This is a genomic window from Paenibacillus sp. FSL R10-2736, from assembly GCF_038000245.1.
Classification (GTDB): Bacteria; Bacillota; Bacilli; order Paenibacillales; family Paenibacillaceae; genus Paenibacillus_AQ; species Paenibacillus_AQ phytohabitans.
In genome coordinates, this window is record NZ_JBBOBN010000002.1 from 73416 (window position 1) to 92367 (window position 18952).

An 18952-nucleotide genomic window follows, 5' to 3' on the forward strand; every position below is an offset into this window, starting at 1 on the left:
TTAACCCACCTCCACTTCCGAATAAGAACCGTTTAATCCGCTAATGACCTGATTACGCTGATTCCAGGTCATCGGGGCCGCTCCGCTATCCAGTGCAACCATATCAATGGCACCGTCCGCCGGGCAGACGATAGAACATAAATTACAGCCTACACAGTCTTCCTCACGCACCTGCAGAATCGCCTTACCCTCTGCATTCGTTAGCATATCGATACATTGATGCGAAGCGTCCTCACAGGCAATATGGCATTTATTGCAGTTGATGCAGTTATCCTCGTTAATCCGCGCAACCACTTTATAGTTGAGGTCGAGATCGCCCCAGTTGGAATACTTGGGCACCGACTTGCCGATCAGTTCCATGACGGAAGCCAGCCCTTTCTCATCCAGGTAATTATTCAGGCCGTCGATCATCTCCTCCACAATCCGGAAGCCATGATGCATAACCGCCGTACAGACCTGAATGCCGGTGGAGCCCATCAGCATGAACTCTACGACATCCTGCCAGGTGGAGATGCCGCCGATTCCTGAAATCGGAACACCAACCGCACGGTCACGGGCACATTCCGCCACCATGCTGAGGGCAATCGGCTTCACTGCCGGACCGCAGTAGCCGCCGTGCGCACCCTGTCCGCCGACATTCGGGATCGTGTTCCAGCTGTGAATATCCACTCCAGCCAGGCTGTTGATCGTATTGATCAGGCTGATCGCATCCGCGCCGCCTTTGACGGCATGCCGGGCTACGACCGTAATGTCGGTGATATTCGGCGTCAGCTTCACAATGACCGGTGTTGTCGCCACTTCCTTGACCCAGGTGGTCTGCGCCTGTACCAGATCGGGCTGCTGGCCGGAGGCTGCGCCCATTCCGCGCTCGGCCATCCCGTGCGGACAGCCGAAGTTGAGCTCAAGGCCGTCTACACCGACCGCTTCGACGCGCTTGACGATTTCATGCCACTTCTCCTGCTTGGGCTCGACCATCAGCGAAGCGATAATCGTATTATTCGGGAATCTCTTCTTCGTCTCATAGATTTCCTTGAGGTTAACCTCCAGCGGACGGTCGGTAATAAGCTCGATATTGTTGAAGCCCGCTACACGCTGCCCGTTAAAATGAACGGCGGCAAACCGCGAGGAGGTGTTAATGACCGGCTCGCCCAGCGTTTTCCACACCGCGCCGCCCCAGCCTGCTTCGAATGCACGCTGCACCTGATAACCTGTATTGGTAGGCGGCGCAGAGGCCAGCCAGAACGGATTCGGTGACTTGATTCCTGCAAAATCAATACTGAGATCTGCCATTGATATTCCCTCCCTGTCTTATGAAATCTATACCGCAGAGCCAACCACACTGTCCTGATGGCCCGACATTTGCTTCACAATTGCATAGGCGGCATCCTTGCCCTGCTGGGCGGCGGAGACGACCATCGCTTCACCTGCACCGGAACCGAAGACGATATCACCGGCAGCATAGATCTGCGGATCAGAGGTACGCCCGGTTGCCCCGTCAATCTTCACTACACCCCGGTGATGCTCCAGGCCCAGCGCTTCAATCAGATCTATCCGCCGCTTCTGCCCGATCGCCACTACGACCGCGTCCACGGGCAGGATGAATTCGGAGCCCTCCACCGGCATCGGAGCAAGGCGGCCGTCCGGACCGGTTTCGCCCGTCAGCTTCATCTGCACACATTCCAGCCCGGTTACATTGCCAAGCTCGTCCCCGACAATCCGCTTCGGCAGGGTCAGCCAGCTGAACTCCACACCTTCCTGCTTGGCGAATTCATATTCGAAGTCATAGGCCGTCATCTCCGTACGGGTCCGGCGGTAGACCATCTTCACGTTCGCTGCGCCAAGCCGCACAGAGCAGGTAGCCGCATCGATCGCCGTGTTGCCTGCGCCAATGACAGCAACGCGCCGGCCCATCAGCTCCAGGGTAGGAATCCCGGTCTTCGTGGTTTCCACCAGCTCTATCGCATCATAGACACCGGACAGCTTCTCGCCCTCGATGCCCAGCGGAGGGACATAGCCCATGCCTGCAGCCAGCACAATAGCGTCATACCCGGCCTTCAGCTCTTCAACAGAGATATCCACTCCGACCTTCATTCCGGTGCGGATCTCTACACCCAGCTTCTCTACCTGCTCTACTTCCCACAGGGAGATAGACTGCGGCAGCCGGAAAGATACGATCCCATGCGTATCGAGGCCTCCTGCCAGCTGCTTCGCTTCATAGATCACCACCTGGAAGCCTTCCCGCGCCAGCTCTCTGGCTGCAGACAGCCCTGCCGGTCCGCCGCCGATCACGGCGGCTTTTTTACCGTTGGGGACACCTGCCTTGAATAATTGAACTCCGCTGCTGATCGCCCAGTCAGTAGCGTAACGCTGCAGCAGGCCAATCTGAATCGGCGCCGAAGCGTCATTCAGGACACAGGCGCCTTCGCACAGCTCTTCGGTAGGGCATACGCGGGCGCAGCTGGCACCTACCGGGTTGGAATCCATAATCGTCTGCGCCGAACCCTTGAGGTTATCAGTGGCGATTCTTTTGATGAAGGAAGGGATATTAATGCTGGTCGGACAGGCCTTGATACAAGGGGCATCATAACAATACAGACAGCGGTTGGATTCCTCGATTGCACCTTTGCGGGTAAGTCCCGGCTCAGCCTCGGCAAAATTGCGCATGAACATATCAGGTGTGAACGTTAACGGTGAAGCCTGCTCCATCGGTTATCCCTCCTTCTGTATGATAGCTTCCGCTTTCGAATCAGGTTTGTGTTATATAATATAACATTATTACGATGATTGCCTTAATATTTTACTTACTTATCAGGATTATTGTAGTAAAATGAACTCTAAGCCAACATCAACACTGATTCATATTCAATATTGAGTCATATTTCCTGACATTCTATATTCAAACTATAGTCAATTCGATTTTTCGTTACATTAGACACATTGTCTAATTTCAAAAGTCTATTTTTTACCTGTGAGAATGTGCTGAGAATGGAGAAGCCGCGCAGGCGGGCTGCAAGGCATACGTTCAACGAGGGGGAAGCTTATGGATTGGGAACTTGTATTTACGATCCGCGATGCGCTGAAGAGACCGCTGTTTGCGGAAGCCGAGCTGATTGGAGGAAGAAACGGCCTGAACCGGGCGGTCCGCTGGGTGCATGTGCTGGAGAGCTCAAGCTTCGACAGCCTGATTCACGGAGAAGAGATGATTCTGACCACCGGGATGAGTGCAAGCACTGATTTAGCCGCTTCTTTATCTTTTATGCAGAATTTGATCGATAAGAACGCCGCCTGTTTGTGCATTGAGCTTGGAGCGTATTTCAGCTCGATTCCGCAGGAAATGATTGATCTGGCTAACCACCACGACTTCCCGCTGATACAGTTTACCCGCACTGTGCGTTTTGTCGATATCACACTCGATCTGCATTCTCTCATCATCAACCGCCATCACCGCATGCTGCAGGAGCTGGAGAGCATCTCCCGCGAATTCCACCGTCTGACGCTGACCTCCCAGGGGACCCTTAAGGTATTGCAGTTACTATGCAAAAGCACCCGCACACAGATTGTCTATATGCAGCTTCAAGGTAAACCCCTCTTCTTCCCGGCCCTGCCGCCCGAGGAGCAGCAGCCGCTGCTGAGTTTCTTCGAGGCCTTCAGTGAAGAAATGGAGGGCGTCCAACCGGATGCCGCACCGCATATCCGTGAGTACGGCCATAAGACCATTGCCCTGAAGCCAGTCGGAGCCTTGGACCAGACCTGGGCCTATATCCTGATGGTCTGTAATCACAAGCCGCAGGAATTCGACTGCCTGCTGCTGGATTCCGCCTCCCTGTCGATCGCCCAGGAGCTGCTGCGCACGCGGTATATGGAGGAACGCAAGCTTTTCTCCGAGAATCTGTGGGTGGATGAGCTCGTTAGCGGCCGGGGCCAGGATGATAACCGGATCAAAGGGCTGGTCGGACCTGACTTCAACGTGGTTAACGAGCTGCCGTACCGCGTATGCCTGATCGAGATTGAGAACCCCCGCGACGTCAAATGGAACAGCTCGGAGAATGACTGGGAATCGATCACCTTCCATCTCTCGCTCATTCTGCGCTCGATCTTCGAGAAGTACTCCCTCCGCCCGCTGATTACGCTGAAGAATAACCGGCTGACCGTCATTGCGCTGGATATCCAGTCCAAGCTGCCCGGCAAGCTGCGGCTGCAGCAGGCGCTCGATTCCCTGCAGCATATCCGCTCGGATGAGAAGCTGAAGGACCTGCAGCTCGTTACCGGAGTCAGCAAGTCCCACAGAGGTCTGAAACATGCCCATGCCGGATACCAGGAAGCCGTACAAGCGCTGTCTCTCTATTCTTGTTACCAGAAGTCCATTCTGTTCTATGAAGAGCTTGGCGTCTTCCAGCTGCTGCTGAGCCTGAACGACGGCAAGACGCTGGAGAATTTCATCCGCAGCTATCTCGGCCCGCTGATCGACCACGATGAGGCCAAGGGCAGCGAGCTGATGCTCACACTGCGCGTCTACCTCGACCATGACGGCTCGAAGCAGATTGCCGCGCGGAATCTGTTCATTGTACGGCAATCCCTCTACTACCGGCTGGACAAAATCACCGAGCTGCTCGGCGAGGACTTCATGCTTCCGGAGAACCGGATCTCCATTCAGGTGGCCCTGCGGGCTTACCAGTTCCTGTACCCGGAGAAGTTCAGTCTGCCCAGCTCCCGTTCAGCACAGCTTTGAAGGTGTCGATAATGAACTGAATATCCTCATCGGTGGAGGATAAAGGAGGAGCGAACGTGAGGACATTATTGAAGCCCGCTACCGTATCCCCGTTCTTGCCGATGATCAGCCCCTTGGATTTACATTCCGCGATAATACCCTTGACGATGCTGAGGTCAGCAGGCTGTTTGGTGGCTTTATCCGCAACCAGCTCGATGCCTATCACCAGCCCGAAGCTGCGGATGTCACCTACCAGCTTGTGATCCTGGAGACTAGCGAATTCATCGGCCAGCCTTGAGCCCAGAATGGCGGCGCGCTCCACCAGATTCTCCTGCTCCAGAATCTCCAGGTTGCGCAGCGCAAGCGCACAGGCAGCCGGATTGCCGCCGAAGGTATTCACATGGCGGAAATGCCCATAGTCGTCGCTGTTATCCTTGAAGGCCTCATAGATCTCCTTGCGTACCGCCGTGGCCGACAAAGGCAGGTAGGCGCTTGTCAGCCCCTTGGCCATCGTGACAATATCCGGCTTGATTCCGTAATTGTGGTGGCCGAACTTACGGCCGGACCGTCCGAAGCCGCAGATCACCTCATCGATGATCAGCAGCACGCCGTGGGTGTTGCAAATCTCCTGCACCCGGTCCAGGTAGACCTGATGCGGCACAATGACGCCGCCGCCGGTAATGACCGGCTCCATAATCACCGCCGCGACCGACTCCACGCCCTCCCAGATGATCATGTCCTCAATAGCCTGCGCACACTGGAGGTTATGCGCTTCTTCCGTCATGCCTTCAGGACGGCGGTAGCTGTCAGGCGGAGCCACATGCAGGAATCCGCCGCCCAGCGGTTCATATTTGTATTTGCGCTGCGCCTGGCCGGTCGCCGACAGGGAGCCCATCGAGCTTCCGTGATATCCGCGGTAGCGGGCAATGAATTTATGGCGGTAATGCTGGCCGGTCTGCTGCTGGTACTGGCGGGCGATTTTGAAGGCAGCTTCATTGGCTTCCGAGCCGCTGTTGGAGAAGAAGATGACATAATCGTCCTCCAGCCATTCGTTCAGCTTCTCCGCCAGGGCGATCGCCGGCATATGACTCTGTGTCAGCGGGAAATACGGCAGGGTCAGCAGCTGATTGTAGGCCGCTTCCGCCAGCTCCTTACGCCCGTACCCGACATTCACACACCATAGCCCGGACATTCCGTCCAGAAATTTGTTGCCATCGATATCGGTAACCCATGAACCGCTTGCGGATGCGGCTATCATCGGCGGGTTCTGCTCGCTGTATGGTGTAATATTATGCCATAAATACTGCTGATCCTTCTTGAGCAACTGCTCGCTTTCTTTGCCCAGGCTCTGCACGGCACTCTCTCCTTTCGGAATCCCATTTGATATTTGAATGAATCAACTAATAACGCGCGGTGACCATTTTCTTGCGGGTGTAGAATTCAACGCCGTCACGGCCATTGGCATGCAGATCGCCATAGAACGACTTCTTGTAGCCCGAGAACGGGAAGAATGCCATCGGGGCCGGTACGCCCAGATTAACCCCCAGCATCCCTGCATCGATCTCTTCGCGGAACTCGCGGATCGCCTTGGCGCTGTCCGTATAGATACAGGCTCCATTGGCAAAAGGCGACTCATTCGTGACGGCTATCGCCTCCGCCAGGTCCTTAACACGCACTACAGACAGCAGGGGCGCAAAGATTTCATCACGCCAGATCGCCATGCCCGTCTGCACATGGTCAAAGATCGTCGGCCCGATGAAATAGCCGCCGCCTGCTGCTGCAGCGTCCTTCCGGCCGTCCCGCACTAATTCCGCCTGCTCGGCAAGCCCTGTCTCGATGTAGGCAATCGTCCGGTCCTTGTTCGACTGCCGGATGACCGGCCCCAGGAACACGCCGTCTTCCTTGCCGTCCCCGATCTTCAGCCCGTCGGCCGCCTCCTTCAGACGGTTCACCAGTTCGTCCGCGATTGTCTCATGCACCGCGACCACCGAGCAGGCCATACAGCGCTCACCAGCCGAGCCGAAGGCTGCGGAAATGATATTCTTCACCGCATTGTCCAGATCCGCATCGGGCAGCACAATCGAATGATTCTTGGCTCCGGCCAGCGCCTGTACCCGCTTGCCGTGCGCCGTACCCTGCTTATATACATATTCCGCCACCGGCTGTGAGCCGACGAAGGAAATTGCCTTCACCTCTTCATGCTCCAGCAGACCATTCACCACCTCATGTGCTCCATGCACGACATTCAGCACACCCGGAGGGAAGCCCGCCTCTGCGAACAGCTCCGCCAGCCGGTTCACCAGCAGCGGTGTACGCTCGGAGGGCTTCAGCACAAAAGTATTGCCGCAGGCAATCGCCAGCGGAAACATCCAGCAGGGCACCATCATCGGGAAGTTGAAGGGGGCGATGCCGCCGATTACCCCCAGCGGGTAGCGGTACATCCCGGATTCCACGCCCGTGGCGATATCCGGCAGCTGGCTGCCCATCATCAGTGTGGGAATGCCTGCGGCAAATTCCACGCATTCGATGCCGCGCTGCACCTCGCCCAGTGCTTCCTCCAGGCTTTTGCCGTTCTCCAGCGTGATCAGCTCCGCCAGCTCATTCCAGTGCTGTACCAGCAGCTGCTGGTACTGGAAGAAATAGCGCGCCCGGCGCGGTACGGCTACTCTTTTCCACGATGCATAGGCCTCTGAAGCTGCCTGTACGGCAACGTTCAGCTCAGCACGGCTGGAGATCGGCACATAAGCAATCACTTCGCCCGTTGCCGGATTGAATACCTCCTCTTCCTGCCCGGATGAGGATTCCACCCAAGCCCCATTCACATAGTTCTTCACTTTACCGGCCTGCCCCACGAGCAGAGACATAGTCTGCACCTCTTTCCATATTCTGGGCTGTTTATTATAATAGATGACCGCCGTGCCCGGGCGGCCATCTATTATAGCTATATAAGCTGAACTTAAGAATGATGCCCTGCTGATTCTTAAACTCACTATATATAGGAAGGAATTTGGTTATTTTGCCGCCATCTCGACAATTTCGTTCGTATAGGCTGCATTCACATCAGATGCCGTCTTGATGACACCGAACTTGAGCGCAATATCAGCTGTCTGCTGGAATGCCGCCGCATCCGTATAACCCATCTTGGAAGCATCGAAGCCCTCCGGCTGAATCAGCTTGGCAACTTCAGTCATCATCGTCAGCTGATGCTCGCGGGACGTGCTGCCTTCTTCCGCAAGCTTCATTACACTGTCAACAGCCGCTTCAGGATCGGCAATCGCATCTGCCCAGCCCTTGAGGGAAGCACGGACGAATTTGGCTGCCGTTTCCTTATTGGCATCCAGCCACTCCTTGTTGGCGAACAGGTTGTCTTCGAGCATCGCCACACCCTCGTCATTCATGTCGATTACATTCAAATCCTCTGCCTTGATCCCTGATTCCAGCACCACCTGATATTCGTTGTAGGTCATAGCTGAAGCTGCATCAATCTCACCGCCGAGGAACTGGTCCATGGTGAAGCCCTGCTTGGTGAAGTTCAGATCCTTGTTAGAATCCAGTTTGTATTTATCAAAGAGGGCCAGAATTTCGAACTCGTTACCGCCCATCCAGTTGCCGACCTTCTTACCCTTCAGGTCAGCCGGTGTAGCGATACCCGCATCCTTCTTGGATACCAGCACCAGACCGCTCTTCTGGAAGATCTGGGCGATCTGCACCAGCGGCATTTCCTGCTCCTGGCTGGTCAGCAGACTCGCTACCCAATCTACGCCGATATCCGCCGAACCGCCGGCCACCTGCTGCTCCGGCACGATATCCGGACCGCCGGGCAGAATCTCAACATTCAGCCCTTCTTCGGCATAGTAGCCTTTGTCCTGGGCTAAGAAGTAGCCAGCGAACTGCGCCTGCGGTACCCACTTGAGCTGCAGCTTCACGGTAACCGGATCAGCCGCCGGTTCTGTAGTTGCCGCCGCTTCCGGTGAAGCCGCAGCCGTATTGCCCGCTGTCGCCTCTGCCGCAGGAGCATTATTGTTGTTGCCGCCGCAGCCTGCCAGCAGTGAAATCATCATAATAACCGCCGCCATCATTAACCCGCCACGAAATTTGCTTTTTTTACCGTTCATCTCAGCAACTCCCCCTACCAAATTGAGTTTTGTAATCCGGCCAAACACAGCATGGTTGCCATCGTGGTGCTCTATGCATACGGTCATGCGTTGACAGCTTCTCTATATCCCGTCAGCGCAGAAGCCGGATGTAACAGGTACAGGGTGTTACAGGGTGCTACAGGCATTACAGTTGTTACGCGCGCTGGGAGGGATGCCACTTGATGAACACCTTCTCCAGCCGTTCAACGACCAGGTAAAAGATGACTCCGGCAATGGCTGCCAGCACAATGCAGGACCAGCCCAGCGGCATTTTGGCCACCTTGATGGAGTTGGAGAGCAGATAGCCGAGTCCCCGCGAGGAGAAGAAGAACTCCCCGACAATGGCTCCGATCATACTCGCCGTAGCGTTGATCTTCAGCGCGGTGAATACATAGGGCAGGCTGTTCTGAATCCGCAGATAGCGGAATACTGCCGGTTTGCCCGCTGCATAGGAATGCATCAGATCAAGGGCCAGCGGATCAACAGCCGCCATGCCCTTGTAGGCATTGATGGCCATGGCCGCCATCGTGGTCGCAGTAACAATAGCGGCCCGCGACCCGATGCCGTCACCGAACCACAGGTTCATGATCGGGGCAAGCGCCACGATCGGCACGGCATTCAGCGCAGCAACCATTGTCAGGCTGCCCCCGCCCCAGCGGGGCCAGGCCGTTGCGGCCAGTGCAATGAGGAAGCCGCAGGCTGAACCGATCAGCATGCCAAGGACGGCTTCAGTGAGGGTATATCCGGTGTAAGAGAGCAGCAGGCTGAAGTTGTCCCGCATAGCTTCCGCTATGGCCGAGGGCAGCGGCAGCTGATATTTCTTCAAATCGAAGATTCGGTGAAACACTTGATATTCCCACAACACCAGGAATATCAACCCGGCCAGGAGGGGAAGGATGATTCCGGGATTCAACCGCCGCAAGGGACGGCGGGGATTCTTTTGCTTCCCTGGTTCTGATGAAATTCCGTTGTTAGATGCCGGGATTGGAGCAGGACCCGCCTCCGCTCCGGCAGAAGTAATGAATGGGATATCGCCTACAGAATTGCTTGCCATCAGCGGCTCCCTCCTTTGGGACGGAATTCCGGCTGCCAAGGCGCCACCAGACGTTCGGCCAGGCTCATCAGCCAGTAGCTTGCCATGCCGAGCAGGGCGCCGACCAGTACGGTGGACCAGAACATATACGTATGGGAAGGGCCATAGTAGAGATTGCGGAGCATAATTACACCGATGCCATGCTGCGCACCCATCAGTTCAACGAGAATAGCGCCCGTTACAGCCAGCGGTGCAGCAATCTTCAGGCCGCTGAACAGACCAGGCAGCGCTGCGGGGAAACGCAGCTTCCAATAGACTGCCCAAGGCTTAGCGGCATAGGAATGCATCAGCTCCAGTGCAGATAGATCCACACTGCGCAGTCCGCGCAGCATATTAAGTGCCACCGGGAAAAAGGTGATATACCCGGATATAATAATCCGCGACACCTGCTCGTCGCGTACAATACCATAGATAATCGGCGCCAGGCCAAGGATTGGAATCATCTGCGAAGCAATGGCATAGGGGAAGGCAAGCTGTTCTATTGTCTTCGACAGGCTCATCAGCACTGCCAGAATGACCCCGGCCAGCGCTCCGATCAGAAATCCGACACCTGCGTTGCCGAAGGTGGCTCCGCCCTCTTTCAGGAGCGTCCCGCTATACTTCCAGAGGGTTGCCGCCACTTCATGGACATAAGGCAGCTTGGACTGGGCCAGCGGCGTCTTCGCTACGTTCAGCAGCCACCATGAGACAGCCTCCCAGACCACCAGCAAACCAAAGATCCAGACGAACAGCGGCAGCACGCGCTCCCGCATAAACGCACTGTTCTGCTTCATGCCTACACCCCTTCAAAGCTGTCGCGGATGCGGGCGATCAGTTCAAAAAACTCAGGACTGTTTCTCATCTCCGCCGTCCGCGGGCGCGGCAGCGGAATATCAACAATCGCAGACAGTCTTCCCGGATGCGGGGATAGCACGAATACTCTGTCTGACAGGAAGATGGATTCAGGGATGCTGTGAGTGACGAATACAATCGTGCTCTGGACCTTGCTCCAGACGGAGAGAAGCTCTTCATTCAAGCGTTCGCGGGTAAATTCGTCCAGCGCAGAGAAGGGTTCATCCATGAGCAGAATTTCCGGCTCCATCGAGAGTGCTCTGGCGATGGCTACGCGCTGCTGCATCCCTCCGCTCAGCTGCCAGGGATATTTATCAGCAAACCCCTGCAATCCCACGAGCTCCAGCAGTTCCAGCGCTTTATCCTCGCGGACCGATTTCTTAACGCCCATCAGCTCCAGCGGCAGCGTAATATTATGTTTGACCTTCCGCCAGTCATACAGCACCGGACTCTGAAAAACAATCCCATACTTTTGTGCCAGCCGCGCTTCCTTCGCCGTCTTTCCGGCCACCATAATATTTCCGGCTGTTGGTGTTATAAGATCTGCCATCAGTCTCAGCAGTGTGGTTTTACCGCATCCGGAAGGCCCCAGCAGGGACACGAACTCTCCTTTGGCAATATCAAGGCTTACCTGATGCAGCGCAAGCACGTCAGCCGTTTCCGTCTTATAACGCATCTCGACGCTCTCCAGCTGTATTTCAGGAATTTTTGTCGCTACTAATGACATTTCCAGCTCCCCCTTCATCCCTGAATCTATTATATGTTAAATAACATAACACATATGTTGTGAAAAAATGCCTTTTTCTTGTTACATGTTCGATTAACTAACATCTTACACTTTGCTCTGCAGACCCACATTAGACAAATCGTAAAATGGACGCTGAGAAATTCCGTCATTTTGTCCAGGAGCCCGTTTGCATTGTTAATAATCTGGAATTGTGCCGATAAAGTTAGTATGTATTCTCACCCTCTGTTGCCGGGTTCCTGCCAACTGTTATCTATGCAGATGTGTGATATCATTTAACTATATCTACTCTTCTATAGGAGACCTTTAGCCAATGTTCAAAGCCTATTCCTACACATGGAGGCGCTACCCATGGAATCCATGATTTCCAACTATATAGTCATCGTCTCTATCTCAGGTGTGCTGAGCGCATTGCTGGCGCTGTTTGCCTATTATAGGAAGACAGATTTTTCCGGTCTAAAAGCTTTCATTGTAAGCTCAGCCGCTTCGGCGATATATACCTTCGGGTTCGCGCTGGAACTCTCCGGCAGCACCATGCAGGAAATCGCGTTGTGGGTTAAGGTGGAGTACCTCGGTTTGCCCTATATCGCCCCCTCCAGCATGCTAATGATTATGCACTTCGTAGGTCTGGAGCGTCTGATTTCCAAAAAACTGCTGACCGTCCTGTATTCGGTGCCCGTAATCTCTACCGTGCTCGTATGGACCAACGAGTACCACCACCTGTTCTATCAATCCATGCATTTCCGGGAAGGTGCCCCTACACCGCTGATCGATATCGTCATGGGCCCCTGGTATATTGTGCAAGGCAGTCTGACCTTCGGCTGCATGCTGGCGGGCATGTGCCTTATTCTCTGGCGCTGGAACCGGATGAAGCGGGTGTACCTCCGGCAGATGGTGATTATTTTCATCGGGCAGTTCCTGCCCGCACTGGGCGCATTCCTCTACCTGATGGATGCGACTCCGTATGGAATGGACCCCGTGCCTGTAATTATGAGTGTAACGTCCACCCTGTATATATGGGCTATTCTCTCCCGGGGCATGCTTACCGCCGCACCCATTGCCCGCGAGAATCTGTTCGAGAGCATGCGGGACGGCGTGCTGGTCATGGACCTCTCGGACAAGCTTGTCGATTACAACCGGGCCGCAGCCGAGATGCTGCAGGATCTCGATGCCTCCGCAATCGGCAGGCCGCTGGCCCAGCTGTTCCTTCCCGCCGGCAAGGAAGCTGTCGATTATGTGATGAATTCCAATCCCGGGGACAGCGATGAGCAGGAGCTCGTCTGGAATATGGGGGAGGATGTCCGTTATTACCAGATCCGCTCCTCCCCTGTGCAGAAGCATGACGGGCATCTGGCCGGACGGATGATTATGCTGATCGATGTCACTGAACGGACACTGCTCCAGGAGAAGCTCCTGCAGCTGGCCACCATCGACAGCCTTACCGGTATATATAACCGGACGCATTTCATGGAACTGAGCCGGGGCTTGCTGGAGGAAGCGGCCGAACGCTCCGCCCCCTTTTCGATCATCCTGCTGGATATCGATTTCTTCAAAAGCATCAATGACCGGTACGGACACCAATATGGCGATATGGCATTGCAGCATGTAGTGGGTGTATGCAGCCGGCATGTGCGGGAAGAGGATATCTTCGGACGTTATGGAGGCGAGGAATTCGTCTTATGTCTGCCGGATACTCCCTTGAAGCAGGCGGCGGTCATCTCGGAGCAAATCCGCGGGGATATCGAGCGCAGCGCTTTCTACACGCTGTCAGGGTCCATTAATGTAACGGCAAGCTTCGGCGTAGTGGAAGCCTTCCGCAGTAATATATCGCTGGAGGAGCTGCTCTCCGAAGCCGATCATGCACTCTACACCTCCAAGCGGAACGGCCGCAATGCCGTTCATCTGTCCAGTGGCTCTGCGATCACGCATTTCAAGCCGGTATAATTTCATAACAATACAACTACCCCCATGCCCGGACAGAATCCTGAGCACGGGGGTAGTGTTGTTTTCGGGAAAATTCTTATCGGGTACCAAAGGGGATGTAATGTCGTGGATAAGTTAACAGAAATATTAGAGGCCCAGCATGTGGGTTTGAAATCCTCCATCATGAACGACAGATTCGTACTATCCGTTTATTTACTGCGGTACAGGTGTTCCGTCTTCAACATTGAAGCTTAATCCGCATGACTTGGAGAAGCTGAACCGGGTGGTTGCTTTTTTGGATTAGTCTCGGCTTCGGCTGCGGAGTATCACCTTGCGCCTTCCAGGAAATATTCCACACTCCGCAATAAACCCGGCGGCAGCTCTTCCAGTTGAAGATACGTCTTCAGCTCCAGCAGCACCCGCTCGCGGTTATCCCCGAAGACATCCACAATCCGGGCAAGACGTTCCCAAGGTACCAGGTCTGCACGGAATTCCTGTTCCGTCATTGGTACTCCATGTGATTCTACAAGCACGTTCGCCTTATAGCCGTAGATAAGCTCCAGCAGCTTGAGGAAACCGGTACTGCTGTAACGGCGCGGCCCGCCATATACGGACGGTCCCAGGGCATCTCCCAAGAAAAGAACTTTATCTTCTATAACATGCAGGACGCAGGAATCGGCTGAATGATCACCGCCCACATGGCTTAGCTCACAAGTGACTCCGCCCAGATCTACAGTAATACTCCCGTTAAAGATAATATCAGGCGTATCCACGGTGATTACCCGCGGGGAGCCATATTCCAGGCGGATATGCGCTACACTCTCCTCACTGATTGTCCCTTCCTGCACAAGGCCTTCCAGCTCTTCATCACTTCCGCTCAGCCCTGCGAGCCGGTTAAGTACCCGCGCCGTTCCTTCATGCGCAATCACAGGGACGTTCCAGGCTGTCATCCCGAAGGTGTGGTCCCAATGCCAGTGCGTCAAGGCCAGCAGATCCGGCTGACGCCAGCCCCTTCTTGCCAGCTCTTCCCGGAACAGCTCCGCATGGGCGGGGGAATTCCCCGCATCCATCAGCAGTGTCCGGCGTGAGCCGGAGACGGCCGCCAGGATCGGGCGGTCCGTGTCATGCTCCGCATGCATGATAAGAATATGCGGACTTAGCTCCTGAAACTTATGTTCCATACACAACTTCCTTTCTATTGCTATACCTTAAAGGGTAGGGTAAGCAGAATAAAAGGCATTCTGCCGGAGTATATCCTCTTCCTCTTTTGGTGATAACAGCACCATTGGCAGTTTTTCATTCACGGTATTCTGTTCCAAATCCTATCTTCATGTTGCCTGAGTTTCAGCTTTTAATCAAATGCCCTTGTTTGCCTTGACGGGTTTTCAGTTTAATAAGAGATAGCCAGTGTTGAAACTGGCATAGAGCAGACTGATACAAGGAGGGCGTTCTATGATTAAGATCGGGCTTACCGGCTTCGGAGACCACGAGGAGCTGTACGGCAAAATCAAACCTGCCGACCGGCTTCCTGCGTATAGCGCTTATTTTTCCATTGTGGAGATCGACAGTTCCTTCTATGCCGTGCAGCCGGTCAAGAATTATGTGAAGTGGGTTAACCAGACGCCGGAGCAGTTCAAGTTCATTGTGAAGGCTTACCAGGGGATGACCGGACATCTCCGTGATAAAAAAAATTATTACGATACGCCGGAGGAGATGTACCGCGCCTTCCATACCTCCATTGCCCCTGTGCGTTCGGCAGGCAAGCTGGCCATGGCGCTGTTCCAGTTCCCGCCCTGGTTCGACTGCACCAAGGATAATGTGGAATTCCTGCGTGAGGCTAAGGAAAGAATGCTGGATGTGCCCTCCGCCATTGAGTTCCGCAACGATTCCTGGTACAGTCCTGAGCTGCGCAGCAGAACCCTGCAGTTCCTGGAGCAGGAGGGCTGGATTCATACCATAGCCGATGAGCCGCAGGCTGGTTCAGGCTCGATCCCGATTGTACCGGTCGCTACTACGCCAGACATCACCTATGTACGGCTGCACGGCCGCAATACCGGAGGCTGGAATCAGAGCAGTCATCCCGATTGGCGCAAGCTGCGCTATCTGTACCGTTACAGCACTGAAGAACTGGTGGAATGGAAGAACCGTCTGCTTACACTTACGCAGAGCAGCCGTGATATCTACGTAGTCTTTAATAATAATTCCGCCGGTGATGCTACCCCCAATGCGCAGGAGCTGCAGTCCCTGCTTGGGATTGACGGCGGTTTGGCCCCGCGCCAGCTGGACTTATTCACCTGAGGTTCGGAGGTCTACATAAATCTCTTCTACTCCTTGCTGAAGCAACAGACCCAAGAATTGTTCCATTCGTTTCACAACCCTTAAGGAGGCTAACCAGGAATGAAGAGAAACCATACCATGATGCAATTTTTTGAATGGCATGTTGCCGCAGACGGAGAACACTGGAAACGCCTTGCCCAAATGGCCCCTGACCTGAAGGCGGCGGGAATTGATTCCGTATGGGTCCCTCCCGTAACCAAGGCGGTCTCTCCGGAAGATACCGGTTATGGAGTCTATGATCTATACGATCTGGGCGAATTTGATCAAAAGGGTGCCGTACGCACGAAATACGGAACCAAGCAGGAACTGGTCGACGCGATTGCCGAATGTCTGAAGAACGGCATCGCGGTCTACGTGGATCTCGTCATGAACCATAAGGCCGGGGCAGATGAGACAGAGGTGTTTGAGGTCATTGAGGTCGATCCTAACGACCGCAATAAGGATATCTCCCAGCCGTTTGAGATTGAAGGCTGGACCAAGTTTGATTTTCCGGGGCGCGGGGATGAGTACTCCAGCTTCAAATGGAACCACACCCACTTCAACGGCACCGATTTCGATGCCAAGGCAAGCCGGAACGGCGTATTCCGGATTGATGGGACGAACAAAGGCTGGAATCAGAATGTGGATGACGAATTCGGCAATTACGACTATCTGATGTTCGCCAACATTGATTACAGCAATGAAGACGTGAAGAACGAAATGCTGAACTGGGGCAAATGGCTGGTCGACACCCTGCAGTGCAGCGGCTACCGCCTGGATGCCATTAAGCATATCAACCATGAATTCATTAAAGAATTTGCGGCGGAAATGAAAAAGAAACGCGGCGAAGACTTCTACATTGTCGGCGAATTCTGGAACTCCAATCTGGAGGCCTGCCGTGAATTCCTGAACACCGTTGACTATCAGATCGATCTGTTCGATGTATCGCTGCATTATAAGCTCTACTCGGCTGCGCTTGCGGGCAGGGACTTCGATCTGACGCATATCTTTGACGATACGCTGGTCCAGACGCATCCGGCCAATGCCGTCACCTTCGTCGACAACCATGACTCCCAGCCGCATGAGGCGCTGGAATCATGGGTCGGCGACTGGTTCAAGCAGAGCGCCTATGCCCTGATTCTGCTGCGGAGGGACGGATATCCCGTTGTCTTCTACGGCGATTATTACGGTATCGGCGGCCCGGCGCCGGTGGAGGGCAAGAAGGACGCCATCGATCCTCTGCTCTGTGCCCGTTACAACAAGGCCTACGGCGACCAGGATGATTACTTCGACCATCCCAACACCATCGGCTGGGTGCGGCGCGGCGTTCCGGAGATCGAAGGCTCCGGCTGCGCCGTAGTGATCTCGAACGGGGACAACGGAGAGAAGCGGATGTTCGCCGGCGAAGCGCGCGGCGGGGAAGTATGGGAGGATCTGACCGGCAACCGCCAGGAGACTGTCACCATCGGAGAGGACGGCTGGGCGGTATTTCCGGTGAATGGCGGAAGCGTCTCGGTCTGGGCTCTGCCTGATCCGGAGCCGGAGGACGATTGCGTGAAAGAGTGAACATTGGAGTCCGGTAAGGCGGTGGGCGGTGGGCTGACGAGGACAGCGGGCGGTGGACTGGCGAGGATAGTCGGCGGGCGGGCGACGGGCAGACGAGGACAGCCGGGGGCGGGCTGGCGGCGGGCGGGCGAGGACAGGCGGGGCGGGCGGTGAACTGGCGAGGATAGTCGGGGCGGGCGGTAGGCTGACGGACGAGGACAGGCGGTGAAATCAGGGGCACTTTTGCTCTTCACTTCCTCCTTTGGTCAACGTCCAGGTATGATTAGAGGGATTTATCCCTTTAATTTCAGCATACAGCCTACTTTCAGCGGAATTAGAGGGATTTTTCCCTTTAATTTCACCATACAGCCCACTTTCAGCGGAATTAGAGGGATTTTTCCCTTTAATTTCACCATACAGCCCACTTTCAGCGGAATTAGAGGGATTTATCCCTTTAATTTCACCATACAGCCCACTTTCAGCGGAATTAGAGGGATTTATCCCTTTAATTTCACCATACAGCCCACTTTCAGCGGAATTAGAGGGATTTTTCCCTTTGATTTCATCATACAGCCCACCTTCAGCGGAATTAGAGGGATTTTTCCCTTTGATTTCACCGTGCTGCCGACTTCCGGGGGATTCGGTGGAGTTCCTGATACAAGAACAAATTTGTCCTTCAACCGGATTGGCTCCAAGCTCCAAAGAAACGTAACCAGGACATCATGCACGTTCTATACACTACAGATGGATATCATAATTTTCTAAATAACAATAAAAGAGGCGACTCCCTGCCATACGGCAGCGAAATCGCCTCTTTGCTCCGTGCAGCCAGCCATTAGCCAGCCGTTCACCAGCCTCAGCCAGCCATTCGCCACCTCAGCCAGCCATTCGCCATCTCAGCCAGCCGTTCGCCACCTTAGCCAGCCATTAGCCACCTTAGCCAGCCATTCGCCACCTTAGCCAACCGTTCGCCAACCTCAGCCCAGCCGTTGGCCATCTCAGCCAGCCAACTAGCAGCCTCAACTAACCACAGCCAGCTAACGAATGACGGTTGACTTCTCCCCGTCTGCCCAGACGCCGGAATCACTGTTTAAAATACGGTCGATCGGATACACCTTCCACACAGCCGTCACTACGGCAGAGCACAGCACTGCCTTGGTCAGGTCGCCCGGAATGAACGGCCACATACCTGCAGTTAACGCCTTGGCCAGCGAGTCCATACCGGTTGAGTGGGCCAGCCACCATACGCCGCCAGGATAGACAAGCAGCGCACCAAATATAAAGTTAGCCGCAAGCAACTTCACAAAAGTATATTTATCCTGCTTAATACGCTGGGCGAAGAAGCCAATCAGCCAGGCTACGAACGGCCAGGAGAATATATAGCCTGCGGTCGGGCCAACCAGCACCGCGAGTCCGCCGCTTCCGCCCATCACCGGGAAGCCCGCAGCAGCAAGTCCGATCACGATCAGTACGGTGAGCGTACCATAGCGTGCCCCCAGAATAGAACCGGCCAGCATGACAGCCAGGGTCTGCATTGTAATAGGTACAGTAGAAAAGGGCAGAGAGATCTTTAAATAACTCAGAGCGATCATAACTGCGGCGAATAGTGCACTGAATATCAGGCCGCGGGTCGTCCATTTCTTCATTGCCGGGAG

The 18952-nt window shown here is 54.7% G+C and carries 15 protein-coding genes; 4 read left to right on the top strand and 11 right to left on the bottom strand.

Annotated elements, in window-relative coordinates:
• On the bottom strand, nt 1-1290 hold the full coding sequence (gene preA / locus NSQ73_RS28345; RefSeq protein WP_340989510.1) for an NAD-dependent dihydropyrimidine dehydrogenase subunit PreA: 1290 nt from the start codon (nt 1288-1290) through the stop codon (nt 1-3).
• Nucleotides 1291-1317: 27 nt separating this feature from the next.
• Complete coding sequence (locus tag NSQ73_RS28350) at nt 1318-2706, bottom strand: NAD(P)-dependent oxidoreductase (protein ID WP_340989512.1); 1389 nt, start codon at nt 2704-2706, stop codon at nt 1318-1320.
• Between the two features lie 334 nt (nt 2707-3040).
• On the opposite strand from NSQ73_RS28350, the gene NSQ73_RS28355 reads away from it, so the two are divergent.
• A complete protein-coding gene (locus tag NSQ73_RS28355; RefSeq protein WP_340989513.1) occupies nt 3041-4729 on the top strand; it encodes a PucR family transcriptional regulator in 1689 nt (562 codons plus the stop codon).
• Here the strand turns inward: NSQ73_RS28355 and NSQ73_RS28360 are convergent.
• The 6 genes from NSQ73_RS28360 to NSQ73_RS28385 all read right to left on the bottom strand — a co-directional run bounded on the left by NSQ73_RS28360 (nt 4695) and on the right by NSQ73_RS28385 (nt 11495).
• Nucleotides 4695-6062 carry an aspartate aminotransferase family protein gene (locus NSQ73_RS28360; protein ID WP_340989515.1) on the bottom strand — a complete coding sequence of 456 codons (1368 nt, stop codon included), beginning with the start codon at nt 6060-6062 and terminating at the stop codon, nt 4695-4697. The two genes, NSQ73_RS28355 and NSQ73_RS28360, sit on opposite strands and share 35 nt — an antisense overlap.
• A 46-nt stretch (nt 6063-6108) precedes the next feature.
• Nucleotides 6109-7572: a CoA-acylating methylmalonate-semialdehyde dehydrogenase gene (locus NSQ73_RS28365; protein ID WP_340989517.1), complete on the bottom strand. Its 1464-nt coding sequence runs from the start codon at nt 7570-7572 to the stop codon at nt 6109-6111.
• A gap of 147 nt (nt 7573-7719) precedes the next feature.
• Nucleotides 7720-8823: an ABC transporter substrate-binding protein gene (locus NSQ73_RS28370; protein ID WP_171720755.1), complete on the bottom strand. Its 1104-nt coding sequence runs from the start codon at nt 8821-8823 to the stop codon at nt 7720-7722.
• Between the two features lie 175 nt (nt 8824-8998).
• Nucleotides 8999-9898: an ABC transporter permease gene (locus NSQ73_RS28375; RefSeq protein ID WP_340989520.1), complete on the bottom strand. Its 900-nt coding sequence runs from the start codon at nt 9896-9898 to the stop codon at nt 8999-9001.
• Entirely contained in the window at nt 9898-10710 is an 813-nt protein-coding gene (locus tag NSQ73_RS28380) for an ABC transporter permease (RefSeq protein ID WP_042240520.1), read from the bottom strand. Before NSQ73_RS28380 ends, NSQ73_RS28375 begins: the two co-directional genes overlap by 1 nt.
• A 2-nt stretch (nt 10711-10712) precedes the next feature.
• Complete coding sequence (locus NSQ73_RS28385) at nt 10713-11495, bottom strand: ABC transporter ATP-binding protein (protein ID WP_340989522.1); 783 nt, start codon at nt 11493-11495, stop codon at nt 10713-10715.
• A 369-nt stretch (nt 11496-11864) separates the two neighbouring features.
• Between NSQ73_RS28385 and NSQ73_RS28390 the strand changes: the two genes are divergently transcribed.
• Nucleotides 11865-13457: a histidine kinase N-terminal 7TM domain-containing diguanylate cyclase gene (locus tag NSQ73_RS28390; protein ID WP_340989523.1), complete on the top strand. Its 1593-nt coding sequence runs from the start codon at nt 11865-11867 to the stop codon at nt 13455-13457.
• Between the two features lie 305 nt (nt 13458-13762).
• On the opposite strand, the gene NSQ73_RS28395 is transcribed toward NSQ73_RS28390, so the two are convergent.
• A complete protein-coding gene (locus NSQ73_RS28395; RefSeq protein WP_340989524.1) occupies nt 13763-14617 on the bottom strand; it encodes an MBL fold metallo-hydrolase in 855 nt (284 codons plus the stop codon).
• A gap of 271 nt (nt 14618-14888) precedes the next feature.
• On the opposite strand from NSQ73_RS28395, the gene NSQ73_RS28400 reads away from it, so the two are divergent.
• Entirely contained in the window at nt 14889-15734 is an 846-nt protein-coding gene (locus NSQ73_RS28400) for a DUF72 domain-containing protein (protein ID WP_340989525.1), read from the top strand.
• A gap of 99 nt (nt 15735-15833) precedes the next feature.
• The gene (locus tag NSQ73_RS28405) at nt 15834-17318 is read left to right on the top strand and encodes an alpha-amylase (RefSeq protein WP_340989527.1); all 1485 of its coding nucleotides are present in this window, start codon (nt 15834-15836) and stop codon (nt 17316-17318) included.
• A gap of 210 nt (nt 17319-17528) precedes the next feature.
• On the opposite strand, the gene NSQ73_RS28410 is transcribed toward NSQ73_RS28405, so the two are convergent.
• Nucleotides 17529-17999: a hypothetical protein gene (locus tag NSQ73_RS28410; RefSeq protein WP_340989529.1), complete on the bottom strand. Its 471-nt coding sequence runs from the start codon at nt 17997-17999 to the stop codon at nt 17529-17531.
• 335 nt (nt 18000-18334) lie between these two features.
• Complete coding sequence (locus tag NSQ73_RS28415) at nt 18335-18943, bottom strand: biotin transporter BioY (protein ID WP_340989530.1); 609 nt, start codon at nt 18941-18943, stop codon at nt 18335-18337.
• Between the last annotated feature and the right edge of the window lie 9 nt (nt 18944-18952).

Bases quoted from the DNA above. Each gene is read 5' to 3' on its own strand.
- NSQ73_RS28390 (WP_340989523.1), top strand. From the start codon at position 11,865: ATGGAATCCATGATTTCCAACTATATAGTCATCGTCTCTATCTCAGGT.
- NSQ73_RS28395 (WP_340989524.1), bottom strand. From the start codon at position 14,617: ATGGAACATAAGTTTCAGGAGCTAAGTCCGCATATTCTTATCATGCAT.
- NSQ73_RS28415 (WP_340989530.1), bottom strand. From the start codon at position 18,943: ATGAAGAAATGGACGACCCGCGGCCTGATATTCAGTGCACTATTCGCC.
- NSQ73_RS28405 (WP_340989527.1), top strand. From the start codon at position 15,834: ATGAAGAGAAACCATACCATGATGCAATTTTTTGAATGGCATGTTGCC.
- NSQ73_RS28375 (WP_340989520.1), bottom strand. From the start codon at position 9,898: ATGGCAAGCAATTCTGTAGGCGATATCCCATTCATTACTTCTGCCGGA.
- NSQ73_RS28355 (WP_340989513.1), top strand. From the start codon at position 3,041: ATGGATTGGGAACTTGTATTTACGATCCGCGATGCGCTGAAGAGACCG.
- NSQ73_RS28365 (WP_340989517.1), bottom strand. From the start codon at position 7,572: ATGTCTCTGCTCGTGGGGCAGGCCGGTAAAGTGAAGAACTATGTGAAT.
- NSQ73_RS28385 (WP_340989522.1), bottom strand. From the start codon at position 11,495: ATGTCATTAGTAGCGACAAAAATTCCTGAAATACAGCTGGAGAGCGTC.
- NSQ73_RS28370 (WP_171720755.1), bottom strand. From the start codon at position 8,823: ATGAACGGTAAAAAAAGCAAATTTCGTGGCGGGTTAATGATGGCGGCG.
- preA (WP_340989510.1), bottom strand. From the start codon at position 1,290: ATGGCAGATCTCAGTATTGATTTTGCAGGAATCAAGTCACCGAATCCG.
- NSQ73_RS28380 (WP_042240520.1), bottom strand. From the start codon at position 10,710: ATGAAGCAGAACAGTGCGTTTATGCGGGAGCGCGTGCTGCCGCTGTTC.
- NSQ73_RS28400 (WP_340989525.1), top strand. From the start codon at position 14,889: ATGATTAAGATCGGGCTTACCGGCTTCGGAGACCACGAGGAGCTGTAC.
- NSQ73_RS28350 (WP_340989512.1), bottom strand. From the start codon at position 2,706: ATGGAGCAGGCTTCACCGTTAACGTTCACACCTGATATGTTCATGCGC.